Origin of the sequence: Murdochiella massiliensis (assembly GCF_900059565.1) — a bacterium.
Classification (GTDB): domain Bacteria; phylum Bacillota; class Clostridia; order Tissierellales; family Peptoniphilaceae; genus Murdochiella; species Murdochiella massiliensis.
In genome coordinates, this window is record NZ_FIZW01000001.1 from 231,510 (window position 1) to 247,710 (window position 16,201).

Annotated in this window: 12 protein-coding genes; 7 read left to right on the forward strand and 5 right to left on the reverse strand. The window is 49.2% G+C overall.

Translation table 11 applies throughout. The annotated features are described in order from the left end of the window. Positions 1-6: 6 nt before the first annotated feature. Positions 7-852 (reverse strand): aminotransferase class IV, encoded by an 846-nt coding sequence (locus BN3910_RS01055; protein ID WP_066923398.1) that lies wholly within the window; start codon positions 850-852, stop codon positions 7-9. A gap of 222 nt (positions 853-1,074) precedes the next feature. Between BN3910_RS01055 and BN3910_RS01060 the strand changes: the two genes are divergently transcribed. Beyond that, entirely contained in the window at positions 1,075-1,659 is a 585-nt protein-coding gene (locus BN3910_RS01060) for a DJ-1 family glyoxalase III (protein ID WP_066923691.1), read from the forward strand. Positions 1,660-1,929: 270 nt separating this feature from the next. Here the strand turns inward: BN3910_RS01060 and BN3910_RS01065 are convergent, their stop codons facing one another. Together BN3910_RS01065 and BN3910_RS01070 are read right to left on the reverse strand one after the other, a co-directional pair. Then, the gene (locus BN3910_RS01065) at positions 1,930-2,355 is read right to left on the reverse strand and encodes a flavodoxin (protein WP_066923400.1); all 426 of its coding nucleotides are present in this window, start codon (positions 2,353-2,355) and stop codon (positions 1,930-1,932) included. Between the two features lie 105 nt (positions 2,356-2,460). Beyond that, the gene (locus BN3910_RS01070; RefSeq protein ID WP_066923404.1) at positions 2,461-3,108 is read right to left on the reverse strand and encodes a DUF3793 family protein; all 648 of its coding nucleotides are present in this window, start codon (positions 3,106-3,108) and stop codon (positions 2,461-2,463) included. A gap of 364 nt (positions 3,109-3,472) precedes the next feature. On the opposite strand from BN3910_RS01070, the gene asnB reads away from it, so the two are divergent. The 6 genes from asnB (at position 3,473) to BN3910_RS07720 (ending at position 12,204) form a co-directional block, all read left to right on the forward strand. After that, positions 3,473-5,320, forward strand: a complete 1,848-nt coding sequence (gene asnB / locus BN3910_RS01075; protein WP_066923406.1) for an asparagine synthase (glutamine-hydrolyzing) — start codon at positions 3,473-3,475, stop codon at positions 5,318-5,320. A 41-nt stretch (positions 5,321-5,361) separates the two neighbouring features. Then, the gene (locus BN3910_RS01080) at positions 5,362-6,723 is read left to right on the forward strand and encodes an NCS2 family permease (RefSeq protein WP_187367673.1); all 1,362 of its coding nucleotides are present in this window, start codon (positions 5,362-5,364) and stop codon (positions 6,721-6,723) included. 1,826 nt (positions 6,724-8,549) lie between these two features. Beyond that, a complete protein-coding gene (locus BN3910_RS01090) occupies positions 8,550-8,786 on the forward strand; it encodes a FeoA family protein (protein ID WP_066923412.1) in 237 nt (78 codons plus the stop codon). 208 nt (positions 8,787-8,994) lie between these two features. Beyond that, on the forward strand, positions 8,995-11,511 hold the full coding sequence (gene feoB, locus BN3910_RS01095) for a ferrous iron transport protein B (protein WP_066923414.1): 2,517 nt from the start codon (positions 8,995-8,997) through the stop codon (positions 11,509-11,511). 96 nt (positions 11,512-11,607) lie between these two features. After that, positions 11,608-11,799 (forward strand): FeoB-associated Cys-rich membrane protein, encoded by a 192-nt coding sequence (locus BN3910_RS01100; protein ID WP_066923417.1) that lies wholly within the window; start codon positions 11,608-11,610, stop codon positions 11,797-11,799. Between the two features lie 246 nt (positions 11,800-12,045). Next, positions 12,046-12,204 carry a hypothetical protein gene (locus tag BN3910_RS07720; RefSeq protein ID WP_156469871.1) on the forward strand — a complete coding sequence of 53 codons (159 nt, stop codon included), beginning with the start codon at positions 12,046-12,048 and terminating at the stop codon, positions 12,202-12,204. Between the two features lie 752 nt (positions 12,205-12,956). Here the strand turns inward: BN3910_RS07720 and BN3910_RS01115 are convergent. After that, positions 12,957-14,645: a galactose/methyl galactoside ABC transporter permease MglC gene (locus BN3910_RS01115; RefSeq protein ID WP_066923426.1), complete on the reverse strand. Its 1,689-nt coding sequence runs from the start codon at positions 14,643-14,645 to the stop codon at positions 12,957-12,959. Between the two features lie 15 nt (positions 14,646-14,660). Beyond that, positions 14,661-16,169, reverse strand: a complete 1,509-nt coding sequence (locus BN3910_RS01120) for a sugar ABC transporter ATP-binding protein (RefSeq protein WP_066923429.1) — start codon at positions 16,167-16,169, stop codon at positions 14,661-14,663. Positions 16,170-16,201: the final 32 nt, after the last annotated feature.

The window sequence follows — 16,201 nt, forward strand, 5'->3', positions numbered from 1 at the left end:
ATCCCATCAGGGGCGTTCGGTTTCAGTGATAAATTCCGTGATAACGGCTTCACGCAGTTGCTCATAGCGGGCAAAATCCTTTCCGCCGACAGTCTTGCCGTCAAGGTGATCGGCACGTAGACAAAGGTTGCTGGAACTGGTCACAAGAATTTCATCTGCAGAAGCCAGCTCTTCCAGCGAAAAAGCTTCTTCACGATATGGAATATGCAGGCGTTCGCAGGCCAACAAAAGATGATGACGTGCAATGCCCGGAAGAATCAGACAATCGGTGGGCGCGGTGTAGAGTACGCCATCCCGTAGAATATGCACGTTGCTATGGGAACATTCGGTGACGCGTCCACCCGGACGATAAAAGACCGCTTCATGACAGCCGGCTTCTTTCGCTTTTTGCGCCGCCATAACCGAAGGAATCAGGTTTAAGGTCTTGATGTTGCAGTGAAAAAAACGCGTATCTTCGCAGGTGATGAGTGAAATGGGCGTTGTCCCATCGTTGACTTTTTGCGGTTTAATCATGATCCACAGATTACCTTTTCCGGGAACATACGTATGATTGCGCTCCGCCGTTCCACGGGTGACCTGGTAGTAGACGAAGAGATCATCATCGTCGAGTTTTTTCACCAAATCACATAATAGGGAAGAAAAGGCATCCTTCTCCATGGGCATTTGAATGTTGAGTGCTTCGGCATTGCGATAAAAGCGATCCACATGTTCCGTCAAAGCAAAAATGTGCTGATTGCGGCACGGCCCGGCATCATATACGCCATCCCCGAACCAGCACACGCGGTCATTCATGGGGATAAAAATGTTTTCAATTAAATCCACCTGTCCGTTATAATATCCCAGATTTTTCATTCGCCTCTCCTGCTCTTTTTTACATCAGCTACAGTATAGACCGCCCTCTCGGAATTGTAAAACCCAACGTCCGTGGGACGAAAGGAAGAAGAATGGGTAATAGAAAAATGTATGATTCGTACCATGTCTTGAAGATATGGTGCGTGCCAAATAAACGGTGCGATGGAAGGCGAGCTTACGCTCATTGGTTGTCGTTACCGACGGAAGAAGGGAGAAGAAAGCATGAAAAAGATTTTACTGTTGTTGGCCGAAGGGTTCGAAGAAATAGAAGCCTTGACCCCGGTGGATTATTTGCGTCGTGCGGATGTAGATGTGGACATGGCCTCCCTTACCGATGATCTTTCGGTTACCGGCGCACACGGTATCGTGGTTTCCGCGGATACCACGTTGGATTCGATTGATCCCACTGTCTATGATGGCGTATATCTTCCGGGCGGGATGCCGGGATCGCTCAACTTGCGTGATGATGCGCGAGTTCTGAACATTGTCCGCGATTTTGCTGATACGGGGAAAGCGGTGGCGGCCATCTGTGCAGCGCCCATCGTGTTGGAAAAGGCGGGCGTCATTGCCGATAAGCGAGTGACGGGCTATCCGGGAACAGTGGACAAGCTGGAAAATGTCGGCACCTACGATACCGAGGCCATCGTGGTACAGGATGAAAACATCTTTACCGGACGCGGAGCGGCGGCGGCAGTCTATCTCTCGTTTGCGTTGATTACGGCCCTTTGTGGTGAGGAAACGACGGAGCGCGTGAAACAGGGCATTCAGCAGCAGGCAGTGGAGTCGCTCTACGGCTTTTCGTCATAAATAGAGAGCATTGAGACTTCCTGTTTTGGCGATACCACTGCTGCGGTTTTACCAAGGGAAGTTTGTAGATAACAGTTTGCAGACAACAGTTTGCAGATAGCAGAAAAAGGGAAGGCGGATTTTTCCGCCTTCCCTTTCTATCCATCGATGGATTGAAATGACGAGAAACCAATTGATTTGAACGACGAGTACAGGAAACCGTTCATCGTGCCTCTGTCGGTTTGCATAGGTTATCCGATTTCGACCGTTTAGGAAATGGACAACGTCGCATCATTTCAGCAGTGCTTTGGCTAAGTCTTCCAACGCTGCTTTTTTCTCCTCATCATCCGGACCTTCATAACAGGCTACACCGTCATCCATCAGGCACAGGCCGGCGGAGCGGGCATCATCGGTCCAGTCTTCCATCCATTGCCCGTCGTTCCATGAATAGGATCCGAAGAGGACAACCGGCTTTTTGCCGATTTCGGCCTTGAGATCTTCATAGAAGGGCTCAAATTCGACCTCTTCCAGCTGCTCATCGCCCATGGCCGGACAACCGAGAGCCAGTCGATCATAGCTAAGTGCGTCGGCAACGGAGACTTCGCTCACACTTTTTACCTCGACGTCGGCGTTTTCTTTTTTCAGCGCTTCTTCCAGAACATGAGCCATGGCTTCCGTATTGCCGGTTCCGCTCCAATAAATGATTCCAATGCGCATTTGTTTCTCCTTTATCCTTTATTCTTTGCTGCATCCGCTGTTATGCAGATGGCTTGATGAAATGTTCGTGTTACAAAAGTTCATGTCGAACAAGGGGAAAATGAATCATACCGCCGGTGATAGTCTGTCCATCACCTGGGGCAGGGAACAACCTTTCTGCATGGCCTGAAGCCAACATTGACGACAGGCGCGAAAGGTATTGAAGGTGGCTTCTGCTTGTTGCGGATGGTGATACACGCGCCAGGATCCTCGCAGAGGATAGGCACTTTGTCCGTGATCCTGCATGAAACGAAGCACGTCTTCCACGGGATAACCTAAGAACAATCCGATTTCATCGGGAAGGGAAGGTGAAAGGCATATCCGCTCCTGCAACTGCAAAAGAAGCCAAGTGACGAGGTCTTTCTTTGCTTCTCCATATAAAGCGCACGTCGAATTTGCTGTTGCCCGCACCTGGTTGTTCGGCCGGTCGTAACAATAGCCTAAATTATGTAAGGCAAGGCTAACATCCGGGCATACTAAACGTTTTGCCAGCAGGCGGGTGCGATAAATTAAGATACGATGTGCGTTTCCACATTTTCCAAGCAGGAAAAAACGAACATCAAAGCGTTCAAATTCGCGTCGCCCATAGGCCAGGATTTCTTCAATCGCAACGCTTCTTGTTGTCCAACAAAGGAGGGAGGCCGGCTTGAGACCGGCAAGTGTTTCCGCGCCATGACGGACAATCGCCTGCTCAAAAGGGTACAGAGAATTCACAAATTGCTCCTTTTCTATAAGGTGCCCTATTTGGCGTATGTATTTTTTTCGCTGTACAAACGGAATTGCACCGCTTGTTAGCCAACGATAACAAACGCCGTAGAGTTTGTCAATTTCTTTTTTTCATTTTTCGGGATCAAATACGAGTGAAAAATGCCTCCTTTTTCCATAAAGGATTGAATCAGAACTGAACTTTCGTATAAAATACGGCTGTCGTCTTAGGTGCACCCCGTCGCTAACGGGAGACAAACGTGTTATGAAAAAACGAATGATCTCTCCCCATACGAGAGCGGTTGGTGCTATCCTAAGTTCATGGGTTTTGCCGGTGACCCGCCGGAGACAAGGCAAGAACAAGGAGTAATGCATGGCAGGTTTTGTTGCGGCGTTTCGAACGTCGATACAAGAGAATACGATAGAGAATATGTTGGACACGATGGCCTATCGCGGTAAGGATTATCGCCATCATCTGAAGGAAGGCGATCTGGAACTGGGCTATTTGGGCATGGATTTGGACTATGCCTTCGATCGCAAAGAGCTTTATCAAGGGGAGAAAACGACCGTTTTATTGACGGGCTATGTGAATAACGTGGATGACGTGCGCAGGCATGCCGAACAGTGCGGGATTTCGGATGCCACCTCGCTGACGCCGGCGGAAGCCATTGCGGCGATCTATGAAAGAGAAGGCATAGAGGTTGCCACCGTGCTCAAGGGTGGCTATGTGGTATTGATTTACAACAAAGAAACCGACGCCCTTATCGTTTTTCGCGATCGTTTTGCCGTCCAACCGGTTTATTACTATCAAACAAAGGACGGAGGAATCGTCTTTTCTTCAGAGACCAAGGCGTTTCTCGCTTTGCCGTCGTTCGAGAAAAAATTCAATAAAGACGCGCTGGTGCCGTATTTGATTTTCCAGTCGCCTACTTTGGAAGAGACGTTCTTTCAAGGCGTCTTCACGTTTGCGCCGGCGACGGCGGTTACAGCAACCGGAAACGGGGAAGCAGGGGTTCAGCTGACGAAAGAGCGTTACTGGGATGTGGATTTTGCACCGCAGGAAATCGGCCTGGAGGAAGCGGCGGAAAAGATCAATTCGTTGGTGGAATCCTCGATTGCGGCAAAAATAAAGTATTTTGCTCATCCCGAAGCGATCGGCCAGTCGCTTTCCGGTGGTGTGGACAGCTCCTACCTTGCTTCGCGCATTCGTCCGAAAGAGACTTTTACCGTAGGCTATCACGATAAAGAGTTTTCAGAGATTGATAATGCACGGGATTTGTCCAAAATTATCGGCGCCACGCACTACAGCGAACTTGTGGATTCCGAAAAGACCTTTTCGGAGCTTTCAACGATTGCGTATCTGTGCGATCAGCCCTTTGCGAACCTTTCCGCCGTGCCCATGTTCTATCTGTCAAAACAGATCAGCCAGCACACCAACGCCGTGTTTTCGGGCGAAGGTTCGGATGAATTTTTCGGCGGCTATTTTGAATACACGGAGCCGAAGTACATGAATGTGTACAAAATTTTGCCGACTTCTCTTCGTCGTGCAATTGGCCGACGTATGCTGAAATCGACGAGAGATTTTAAGGGCAAAAACTTTATGATCAAGGGGATGCCGACGGAAGATTGGTACATTGGTCAGGCTAAAATCTTCCATGAATCCGAGGCGCGCTATTTGGTGCATCGTTCCTATCGCTATGCTCCGCGTGTACAGGAACTGTTGGCCCCCTATTTTGAAAAGGCGAGAAACCTTTCTCCCATTCAGAAAAAACAGTATTTGGATTTTCATGTTTGGATGGTCAACGATATTGCGTTAAAGGCAGACCGCATGAACATCGGTCACGGTGTTCAGCTGGTGACACCGCTTCTGGATGAAGATTTGCTGGAATTTGCGCGCACATTACCGGATGAATTAAAAATTCAAGGCAATAAGGTCAAAATTGCCTTTCGTCATGCAGCGCTAAAGTATTTGCCGGAAGAGTGGGCTACGCGCAAGAAGAAGGGGTATGTGGTTCCGTTGAAAAATTGGCTCAAGGAGCCGAAGTACAGCGATATCATCACGGAGATGCTCACAGGAGAATTGGCGGCGCAGTTCTTTGATGTGGAACAACTGAAAGCTCTTATTGAGGAAAACCTGTCCGGAAGACGCGCACAGCACCGCAAAATCTGGACAGTGTATATGTTCCTGCTTTGGTATGAAGAATTCTTCGTCAAGCGTTAATGGTTTTATTGTCCGTTTCTTGTGTAAAAAAGGAGTGAATCATGATTGAACGAGTATTTAAGTTGAAGGAGAACGGAACCACGGTACATACCGAGTTGTTGGCCGGCATCACGACCTTTATGACGATGGTCTATATTCTGGCGTTAAACCCGACCATTCTCAGTGCTGCCGGTATGGATCCGGGTGCAATCCTGACTGCGACGGCGGTGGCCTCCGCGATTGCGTGCTTCTGCATGGCGGCATTTTCCAACAAGCCGTTTGCGCTTTCTGCGGGATTAGGCTTGAATGCCTATTTTGCCTATTCGGTTTGCGGCGCGATGGGTTATTCCTGGCAAGTCGCGTTGACGGCGGTTTTTGTTGAAGGTGTTATTTTTATTCTGATGTCCTTAACCAACGTTCGTGAAGCCATTTTTAACGCCATCCCGGCGCAGCTGAAAATCGGTGTTGCCGTCGGCATCGGCTTCTTTATCTCTTTCATTGGCGTGCAGAACTGCGGTCTCATTGTAGAGGGACCGACGCTCGTCAGCCTTTATTCGTTTACGAAAGGCGTTGAAACCAACGCTTCTCAGGGTGTAGCAATTATTCTTTGTCTCATCGGTGTCATTTTAACGGGCTGGATGCTCATTAAAGGCGTGAAAGGGTACATGCTCTGGGGCATGTTGGCCACTTGGGGCTTGGGCATTGTCGCACAACTTCTCGGCATTTATGTTCCGGCACCGGATGCGGGCTATTATTCGCTTATTCCGTCGGCAGTGGTTTCCATGCCGGAATCTCTCGCACCGACACTGATGAAACTGGACTTTTCCTTTATTTCGCAGAATTTCCTCAATTTCGTGGTGGTCTGCTTCGCCTTCCTCTTTGTGGACATCTTTGATACGCTCGGCACGGTAATCGGTTGCGCTTCGAAGGCCAATATGTTGGATGAAGACGGCAAATTGCCGGGAATCAAAGGTGTCCTGCTGGCGGATGCAATTGGAACGACGATTGGCGCCATGCTCGGTACGTCGACGATTACGACGTTCGTGGAATCCTCTTCCGGTATTGCGGAAGGCGGACGCACCGGCCTTACCAGTGTGGTAACGGGTGTTCTTTTCCTGGTTGCTCTTTTCCTTACGCCGCTGTTTTTAACCATTCCGGCGTTTGCGACGGCACCGGCTCTGATCATCGTCGGTTTCCTGATGATGCAGCAGGTTTCTCATATTGACTGGAGCGATATGACCAAAGCCATTCCTTGCTTTGCCTGCATCACCATGATGGGCTTTGCCTACTCCATTTCAGATGGCATCGCCTTCGGCTTTATCACATACACCATTCTTCATATTCTTACCGGCAAGGCTAAAGAGCTGTCTTGGTTAATGTATGTGCTTTCCATTCTGTTTGTGCTGAAGTACTTCATTATCTAAAGCGATTTGACGCTTTGGAGATGTTGAGCCGTATAAGTGGAGTACCGCCTGTTGCCGGCGGAGCGGTTTAAGGCGGAGCGCCGCTGGGAATGGTGTTGGTGGCGCGGTTTTGATTCGTAATGACGTGCGACCCTGGCTGGATGAAATAATGCGTCCTTGCCAGGGTCTATTTTTGTAGCGGAACCCTGGCTGTCGTCTGATTAGCTTGCCGGCCAGGGTTCGTGAGGCGGAGTGCCGCTGGGGATGGTATTGGCGGCACGGTTTAAGGCGGAGCGCCGCTGGAAATAGTATTAGCGGCGCTGTTGCCCACTTGATTTTCCTGAAACACTGTGCTGGCGCGTGAGGTTAGCCGCCTTCTGAGGTGGCTATTTTTTTAGTGTTCGGAACTCATCGATGGTTTCAGAGAGAATAGAGGTGGTTGGCGTTTATTGCTTCGCTTTGCTTGCTGATGGGGCTTCGTAGCAAATCCCTGATGAATGGCAGAAACGAGATGTTATCAGGGTTCGCGCTCCTGATGAAAGATGAATTTGCGTAAATGCCAGGGTTCAACGGCCCCTGATGATTTGCTAAATTGAGATGTTATCAGGGCCGACACCCCTGACGAATGGCAGAAACGAGATGTTATCAGGGCTCTCGTCCCTGAGAAAGGCAAATTTCGTACTAATACCAGGGACCGTCGCCCCCTGACGAATTGCTAAATTGAAATGATATTAGGGTCCACACCCCTGATGAAGAGTAAATGTGTGTAAATGCCAGGGTTCGACGGCCCCTGATGGATTGCTAAATTGAGAAGTTATCAGGGTCGGCACCCCTGATAAATGGCAGAAACGAGATGTTATCAGGGTCCACGTCCCTGAGAAAGGCAAATTTCGTGCTAATACCAGGGACCGTCGCCCCCTGACGAATGACTATATTGAGATGATATCAGGGTCCACGCCCCTGGTGAATTGCTAAATTGAGAAGTTATCAGGGTCGGCATCCCTGACGAATGGCTTAAACGAGATGTTCTCAGGGTCGGCACCCCTGATAAATGGCAGAAACGAGATGTTATCAGGGTCCACGCCCCTGAGAAAGGTAAATTTCGTGCTAATACCAGGGACCGTCGCCCCCTGACGAATTGCTAAATTGAAATGCTATCAGGGTTCGCGTCCCTGACAAAAGATAAATTTCGTATCAAAACAGGGGCAGAAGAACCCTGATGAGTTGCTAAATTGAGAAGTTATCAGGGTCGGCATCCCTGACAAATGGTTGAAAAGAGATGTTATCAGGGTTCGCGTCCCTGATGAAGGATGAATTTCGTATCATAACAGGGGGCGACAGCTCCATATGGAGCGCCGCTGGAATAATGTTGGCGGCGCGTTTAAAGCGGAGCACCGCTCAAGCCGCTGAGGGTACAGCTTATCCACATCGGCCTAAGGGCGATTCCTTATTGATGTTGTTTATACTACAACGCGGCGTCTCCAATCGTCGGTTGCGGGTCGGCTCCATATCGCGCAACGCGGCGTCTCCAATCGTCGGTTGCGGGTCGGCTCCATATCGCGCAACGCGGCGTCTCCAATCGCCGGCCGTAGGCCGGCTCCATATCGAACATAGAAAAAATCACCTCAACCGCTTGACGGGTCATGCAAAACAGGGTAAAGTAGAGCTGCGTTAGACGTGACTAACAGCTAACCTGTTGCGATATCGTTCATAGGATGGATTTTTTGAACGTTTCTGTTATGGAGTTAGTTAATACTAACAATGATACGCCGACGAAAAGTGGGAACAGAGTGAAGGCCGCAACGCGCTTCACGAAAATCGACAATGGCATCCAAAGGAGAAAGAAAATGAAAACATTACGTGATGTTGCCGTGGGAGAGACGGTAAAAATTGTCAAATTACACGGTCAGGGAGCCGTGAAGAGGCGCATGATGGATGTCGGCCTGACAAAAGGTGCGCTGGTTTTTGTGCGAAGAGTGGCTCCATTGGGAGATCCGATTGAAGTCACGGTACGTAATTATGAGCTTTCTATTCGCAAAGCAGATGCGGAAATGATTGAAGTCGTTCCTGTAAATCAAGAATAGTGTCATCGTTCCTGCAATCGGGAATTTCTGAAATCAGGAATGGCGCCGGACAGCGCCAGGACTGCGACAGGAGCGAGCCAGGAGCGAGCCAGAATTGCACCAGGAGCGCGACGAGAACGCACCAGGAGCTCAAACCAGGATTACGACAGGAACGCGACAGAAAAAAAGTACAAAACCCTATATAAGAAAAAAAGAAGAGAGGAAAGATATGCAGCTTCGCATTGCTTTGGCCGGGAACCCGAACAGCGGAAAAACCACGTTGTTCAACGCGCTGACGGGATCCAATCAATATGTCGGCAACTGGCCCGGCGTTACGGTGGAAAAAAAGGAAGGAAAACTGAAGAATCATCCCGATGTGCTGATCGCGGACCTTCCGGGCATTTATTCTCTATCTCCATACACGTTGGAGGAGGTAATCGCACGCCGTTATCTGTTTGAAGAGCGACCGGATGCGATCCTGAACATTGTGGACGGGACGAACCTGGAACGCAATCTTTACTTAACTACGCAACTTCTGGAACTCGGCATTCCTATGGTGATGGCCGTCAATATGCAGGACGTGATGGAGAAAAACGGTGACCATCTGGATATGCCGGCGCTCTCCAAAACCCTGGGATGCCCGATCGTGTCCATTTCGGCATTGAAAAATCGCGGCATTCAGGAAGCTGCAGAAGCTGCTATCCGCCAGGCGAAGGAAAAGAAGATTCCGACGATGGATGAACCGTTTGCCGCTGATGTTGAGTCGCTGTTAGCGGAGATCGAAGCGATGCTTTCGGATACAGTGCCGGCGGAAAAACGCCGCTTTGTAGCGACGAAGCTCATGGAACAAGATAAGACCATGGCGGAATCGTTGCTGCTTTCCGAAGAGACGCAACAGGCGATTACCGAAAAAGTGGAGGCATTAGAAGAAAGTCGGGATGATGATGCGGAAAGCATCATGACTTATGAGCGCTATCAATACATCGAATCACTGATTCAATCTACCTATCATAAAAAAAGCGCAGGCAAACTGTCCGCTTCCGATCGCATTGATCGCGTGGTGACGAACCGTATTTTAGGCTTGCCGATTTTTGCCCTTGTCATGTTCGTCGTATACTGGGTGGCCATGGTTGCTGTCGGTACGCCGGCAACCGATTGGGCAAACGACGGCCTCTTTGGGGATGGCTACCATCTGTTTGGCATGGGTACCAAGGAATACGAAGAAGACAATGATGCCTATCAGAATGCATTATTGGCGGTGCAGGCCTTCGCGGAGGTAGATCCGGAAGAAGAAGGATTCGACGGCCAAGAAGCATTGAACGAGCTGAAGACCGTAACAGGGGAGACGACACAGACGGTAAAAACGGTGGACGAAGAAACCTTGAAAGAAACGGTCAAAACGGTATATTACAATGCGCTGCCGAACATGACGGAAAAAGAGATGGAAGAGAAAGATATCATTCCTATCACGTTCCAAGATGCGGTAACGTATTTTACCGCCCATGGCTTTGATGCGCCCGATCCGGCGGATTACGGAACTTGGGTACCCGGTGTGCCGGTTTTAATCGGCGATCTCTTAGAGAAGATTCATGTCGACGGATGGCTTAAGGGCCTGATACTCGACGGCATTGTCGCCGGCTGCGGCGCAGTTCTGGGCTTTGTTCCACAGATGTTGGTACTTTTCTTCCTGCTCGCGATTTTGGAAGATTGCGGCTATATGGCACGTATCGCTTTCGTTTTGGACCGTGTCTTCCGCAAATTCGGGCTTTCCGGAAAATCCTTTATTCCGATGCTCATCGGCACCGGCTGCGGCGTTCCGGGCATTATGGCGAGCCGTACCATTGAAAACGAAAGTGATCGGCGCATGGCCATCATCACCACAACCTTTATTCCGTGCAGTGCCAAGATTCCGTTCATTGCGTTGGTTGCGGGTGCCATCTTCGGCGGAGAATCTTGGGTGGCAACCTCCGCGTACTTCGTGGGGATGCTTGCGGTTATCGTCTCGGGCGTCATGCTGAAGAAGACGCAGGGCTTTGCCGGAGAACCGGCTCCCTTTGTTATGGAACTGCCGCCCTATCACGTTCCGACGGTGGGCAACGTCTTGCGCTCTATGTGGGAGCGTGGATATTCCTTCATTCGCAAGGCCGGCACCGTGATTCTGCTTTCCACCATCTTGGTTTGGTTTACTTCCTATTTCGGATTTGTCGATGGCAGCTTCCGTATGCTGCAGGAGGATGAGCTGTCCCTGTCGATTCTCGCTACCATCGGAAACGCGATTGCCTGGATCTTCCGCCCGCTGGGCTGGGGAAATTGGCAGGCAGCCGTCGCCTCGGTGACGGGGCTCGTAGCGAAAGAGAACATTGTCGGTACCATGGGAATCCTATACGGTTCCTCCGGCTCCGTTTGGACGGAAATGGCACAGGTCTTTACGACCGTTTCGGGTTATTCGTTCTTGGTCTTCAACCTGCTCTGCGCTCCGTGCTTTGCCGCCATCGGCGCCATTCGCCGCGAAATGAACAATACGAAATGGACGCTCTTTGCGGTCGGCTATCAGTGCGGTTTCGCGTATCTCATCGCGCTGATGATCTATCAGTTCGGTTCATTCTTTACGGGGTCCGGATCGATTTTGGGCTTGATTGCTGCGTTGGCAGCCTTGGCAGCCATCCTCTATATGCTCTTTATTAAGAAATACCATGCGCCGGAGGCGAAAGTTTCTCATCGCCATCCCGCGCTGGAACAGGAATAGAGATCAAAACGCCTTAGGGCGAACGAAGAAAGGACGACATATTGTCCTTCATCCCGTTGTCGCAAAGACGACAGCAAGAAATGAAAGGAAGCAAGTATGCTGCAATGGCTTAGCGAACATCTTTCCACTGTGCTTGTCGCAGCGGGTCTTCTGGCAATCGTCATCTTAATCATTAAGGTAATGATCGCCAATCATCGAAAGGGGAAGAGTGCCTGTGGTTGTGGCTGCGGCTGCAGCGGGTGCTCCGGATGCTCCACCGACTCCATGTTGGAGAAGCATCACTCCTAATTACTACGTTATAATCGGATGTGCTCCCACCACATTCGTAGACCATCCTTCACTCCATCTTGAAAAGGGGAAGCCTTTCGGCTTCCCCTTTTCGTTGGCGTATTGTCTCTCAATTATTATTGAATCTATTTTCTAAAAACATGAATTTTTGTTTGATATTAATCAATATTTACAGGATTTAATGAGCGGAGTACAATAGATTTGAAAGAGGAAGAAAGTACTGGTTGATTGGAGAAGGAGGTTTATATGAAAATAAAGTATCGTCGTGTAGTTTCGTTGTTACTTGCGATTTCTGTTTCTTTCTGTGCTTGCACGATAGGTTCATCACGGTCAGAAGCCAAAAGTGTGGTGTTAAGAAATAATCCCTTTACCTATCACTATGAAAGCGATCCATTGATTTTTTAAGAATAGAACCTATATTAGTCAGGAACAGGCAAATAATGACCAGCTCCGTATGGACTTGATTTCGAAAGGTTTTTATTTTTGTGGAGAACCCTATGGCTCCATTCTTTCAACGAGTTTCGATTTGATTCGTTCTCTTGCTAATCCTATTGAAGGTAAAGCCGGGTATTTTGAGATTTATTCTGGCGAGAAACGCAGAATTGCTACTTCAGGAATTACCGGCAAATCTCATGTCGATGCAATCTGGGCAACCTATAAGTTTATTTTCTATACGGATAACGGATTAATCTATTTGAATCGAAGTGGCGAAGTTCGCGTTCATTAGCGCGCGATTCTTGTTACCTTGTAAATTAGAAGGGAGGACGGAGTCATGATTCGGTGGTGTAAGAGCTTTAGCGACGATGCGTATCGGATATTTCAAGAAGTGCGTCAACCGTATACAGAAACGAATCGTTCATACAGCCTCTTTTCCGTTGGTTTAGCTTTTCTTCTGGGGCAGGCTGTTGCGCGTCCTTTACGTATATTGGTTGACATCGTAAAGCGATTTCAAGTGGGGAATCCACCCGTGCAAAGTGCGGAAATCTTTAGATATTGTTGGGATTTTTTCTTCTTTCTTATTCCTCTGATTTTGGTCGGATTCGGGGTTCATTATCGAAAGAAGTGGTAAAAGCGATTTAGGAAAAGAAGAAGGGGAAGCCGTTTCGGCTTCCCCTTTTCGTTGCAAATATGTTGTTCGACTTGTACATCTACAGCTCTTATTTCTTCTGCACGTACTTCAACGAGTCCAACGTGACGGCGGCAACGATGATGATGCCTTCAAAGACGAACTGAAGGTTGGTATCGATACCCAAGACCGTCAGGGAGTAGGTGAGAGCGGTGAAGATCAAGACACCGACGACAACGCCGGAGATGCGACCGATACCGCCGGTAAAGGAGACACCACCGACAACGCAGGCTGCGATGGCATCCATGTCCCAGCCCTGGCCATAAGCAGCCGAGCCGGAGCCCACCATGCGCATACATTCCAGCCATGAACCGAAGCCGTAAAGGATACCGGCCATGATGAAGGCACACATGGTGACCCAGAAAACGGAGATACCGGAAACGGAAGCCGCTTCGGGGTTTCCACCGACGGCGTAAAGGTTCTTGCCGAAGGTGGTTTTATTCCAGATGAACCAGACAATGATGATGGCAGCGACCGCCCAGAGAATAATCGTGGGGAAGCCGTTGATCTTTGGAATGACCATGTTCGGAATTTCCGATTCAATCGCACCAAAGGAAACGCCCTTTGTCGAGTACGTGATTAAGCCGAAGATAATCAACATATTGGACATTGTGGTGATGAACGGATGGATCTTAAAACGTGCCGTAAAGAAGCCTGCTATCGACGTAAAGATGGTACAGAAAACAATGCAGGTGAGCAACGCTAAGATAATGCGTCCCGGAATGGGGATGCCGGTAAGATCAAAGGCCTTACCGAAAATCTGACCGGTATTGGGCCCTTTATGCATGATGACCGTCGAAATCACCATGCCCATGCCGACCATACGACCGATGGAGAGGTCGGTTCCGGTCAACAGAATGAGGCCGGCAACGCCCAAACCAAGGAAGATGCGCGGAGACGCCTGTTGCAGGATGTTTACGATGTTCGTGAAGGTAAACAGATCCGTATTCTTCACTTTCGGGGTGATAATGCTCAAGGCAATAAAGATGAGGATGATGACCAGATAAAGACCGTTTTTCAGCAGGAACTGCTTCATATTGAAACGGTACAGGAAATTCTCCCATTTTTGTGCATAGTTTTGTCCGACGGTGAAGCGTGAGTTGCGCAGACGATCAATCATCTGAAATTTCTGCAAAAACGCTTCATGACGACGATCTTTGATATCCTGCAGCGCAATATCATAACGCACCTTGGCATCAAACGTTTTATTGTGGTAGACGTACTTCGCGTCCTTAATTTCCTGCGCTTTTTCGTCTCCGCTTAATTTGTTGATTTCCGCAAGCTGTGCTTCATAATTCGTTTTGTATTCGGCAAGTTGGCGCTCATATTGGGCTTTTGCCTCTTTCCGCTCCAACTCGGCACTGTTTTTCACCAGATTATAATAATCCTGATCGAAGTGTTTATTGAGATAGGCTTCGCCTTCTGCAATAAGCTTATCCACTTCCGCTTTATTGGCGGCTTCGACGGCTTTTGCCTTTTCCAGTTCACGCGTCAAACGCGCAACTTGTTCGTCCTGTTCCTGTTTAGAGAAATTCTTGTCGCCGCGAATGAGTTTGATGGCATTGTTGATCTCGGAGACTTTGGTCGTGCCGTCTTGACGAAGAGCGTCAATTTTTTGTTGTACCGCATCCACGTGTTCCTGAATCGGCGCAAGCAACAACTCCTCCTTCTCCGGAGTCAGGATGCCGTTGTTCGGCGAAATGAGATTATTTTGGCTCATAAGTCCTCTTTTCCTTTACAGATATTTCGTACTCAGACGGAGGAGCTCTTCCTGGTTGGCATCCTTGGTTTCCAGAATGCCGGAGAGACGTCCATTCGACATGACACCGATTCGATTTGTAATGCCCAGAATTTCAGGCATCTCGGAAGAAACGACGATGATGGTCTTTCCTTGTTTTGCCATGCGGATAATGAGTTCGTAGATTTCATACTTCGCGCCGACATCGATACCACGCGTCGGTTCATCCATTAAAAAGACATGCGGCTGACGTTCCAGCCATTTGCCGAAAATGACTTTTTGCTGGTTGCCGCCGGAAAGACTGGTGATCATATCCTCCGGCCCCATGGCTTTCGTACGCATAATTTCCAGCTCACGCGTGGTTGCCTTAAGCATCTTTTGCTTCGACAGGGCAATGCCGGATTTATAGTGATTCATATTGGCGATGGTTGTGTTAAAAATCAAATCGCCTTTGGAAAAGATACCGTTGAGCTTACGCTCCTCGGTGATCATGGCAAAACCGTGTGCCATGGCTTCTTTCGTATTCTCGAAATTCATGCGCTTTCCGCGGTAGTAAACAGAACCGGCGGCACGCGTGCGTACGCCGAAAATCGTTTCCAGAAGCTCCGAACGCCCGGCGCCGACCAACCCGTAAAGACCGAAAATCTCCCCTTTTTTCACCTCGAACGTGATATCCGTCAGATAGGGACGAAACTTGGTAGAAAGGTGCTGAATGGAGAGAATCGGTTCTCCCGGCTCATTATCCACCGGCGGGAAGCGGTTATCCAGCGACCGACCGACCATGGCCGAGATCAGCTCATTCATGTTCGTTTCGGCCGTATTTTTGGTGGCAATGAGTTTACCGTCGCGCAATACCGAAACCTGATCGCAAATTTCAAACACCTCATCCATCTTATGCGAAATGTAAATAAGGGAAATGCCGCGATCACGGAGTTTACGCATCATGGCGAAGAGTTTACGTACTTCCGGCTCGGTCAGGGAAGAGGTGGGCTCATCCAGAACAATGAGCTTGGAATGATAGGAGATCGCTTTGGCAATCTCACACATCTGGCGCTTGGAGACCGATAACTGGCGCATCGGCACATCCAAAGGAACGGAAATGCCTAAGCTGCGGAAAAGATCGGCGGCTTCCTTGCGCATCAACGCTTCATCGACGAAGCCGAGAGGCGTTAAGGGGTAGCGACCCAAAAAGAGATTGTCGACAACGCTTCTATCGAGTGCCTGATTGAGCTCCTGATGCACCATGGCAATGCCGTTTTCCAGCGCTTCCTTCGGCCCGCTGAAATTGATGCCTTGTCCATCCAAAAAGATTTCGCCTTCATCCTTTTGGTAGGTACCGAAGAGGCACTTCATCATGGTTGATTTCCCAGCACCGTTTTCTCCCATAAGGCCCATGACCGATCCACGTTTCACATCGAGATTGATCTGATCCAAAACGCGGTTACGTCCGAAAGATTTTGACATGCCCCGAATCGATAAAACGAAATCGTCTTTCTTTTCTGTCATAAGCATTCTCTTTCTAAATTCATTCCGAAAAG

Excerpts from the sequence above, each read along its gene's own strand:
- BN3910_RS01055 (WP_066923398.1), bottom strand. The coding sequence starts at position 852 with ATGAAAAATCTGGGATATTATAACGGACAGGTGGATTTAATTGAAAAC.
- BN3910_RS01060 (WP_066923691.1), top strand. The coding sequence starts at position 1,075 with ATGAAAAAGATTTTACTGTTGTTGGCCGAAGGGTTCGAAGAAATAGAA.
- BN3910_RS01065 (WP_066923400.1), bottom strand. The coding sequence starts at position 2,355 with ATGCGCATTGGAATCATTTATTGGAGCGGAACCGGCAATACGGAAGCC.
- asnB (WP_066923406.1), top strand. The coding sequence starts at position 3,473 with ATGGCAGGTTTTGTTGCGGCGTTTCGAACGTCGATACAAGAGAATACG.
- BN3910_RS01080 (WP_187367673.1), top strand. The coding sequence starts at position 5,362 with ATGATTGAACGAGTATTTAAGTTGAAGGAGAACGGAACCACGGTACAT.
- BN3910_RS01090 (WP_066923412.1), top strand. The coding sequence starts at position 8,550 with ATGAAAACATTACGTGATGTTGCCGTGGGAGAGACGGTAAAAATTGTC.
- feoB (WP_066923414.1), top strand. The coding sequence starts at position 8,995 with ATGCAGCTTCGCATTGCTTTGGCCGGGAACCCGAACAGCGGAAAAACC.
- BN3910_RS01100 (WP_066923417.1), top strand. The coding sequence starts at position 11,608 with ATGCTGCAATGGCTTAGCGAACATCTTTCCACTGTGCTTGTCGCAGCG.
- BN3910_RS07720 (WP_156469871.1), top strand. The coding sequence starts at position 12,046 with ATGAAAATAAAGTATCGTCGTGTAGTTTCGTTGTTACTTGCGATTTCT.
- BN3910_RS01115 (WP_066923426.1), bottom strand. The coding sequence starts at position 14,645 with ATGAGCCAAAATAATCTCATTTCGCCGAACAACGGCATCCTGACTCCG.
- BN3910_RS01120 (WP_066923429.1), bottom strand. The coding sequence starts at position 16,169 with ATGACAGAAAAGAAAGACGATTTCGTTTTATCGATTCGGGGCATGTCA.